Here is a 422-nt window from a genome sequence, read left to right on the forward strand (position 1 = left end):
GACCAGATAGGTGGCCTCGGGGTCGGCCGGCACTCCTTCGGCGGCGAGGAGGACCCCGGGTGTCTGCTGGTAGATGTATGACGTCGACACGATCATGTCGTCGCTGATGGCCAGCTTCTCGTCGTCGGCGTAGAAGATGCACTGGGCGGTGTCCTTCCACGCGTGGTACAGCCCCATGACCGCCTCGGTGCCTTCCACGGTGACGCTCTTGCCGAGCATGAAGTGGTAGACCGGCTTTTCGACGGTCATGTCCGGGGCGAAGATCTCCTCATAGCGTCCGGCCATCTCCAGGTAGCGGTGCCGGTTGTAGGAGTGCAGCATGTAGAGGTGACATCCGTCGACTCGATCAGTCGCTCCACGGCTCGGTTGGTCTGGGTGATGTCGTAGCGGCTCATCTGTTTGTTTCCTTTCAGTCTGTCAAG

1 protein-coding gene is annotated in these 422 nt (G+C 60.9%); it reads right to left on the minus strand.

The window, feature by feature from the left end:
- On the minus strand, positions 1–321 hold a 321-nt coding region (locus tag RM844_RS33030), incomplete at its 3' end, for a hypothetical protein (protein WP_311671111.1).
- Positions 322–422: the final 101 nt, after the last annotated feature.

The sequence above is a fragment of the Streptomyces chisholmiae genome (genome assembly GCF_031845445.1).
Classification (GTDB): Bacteria; Actinomycetota; Actinomycetes; order Streptomycetales; family Streptomycetaceae; genus Streptomyces; species Streptomyces chisholmiae.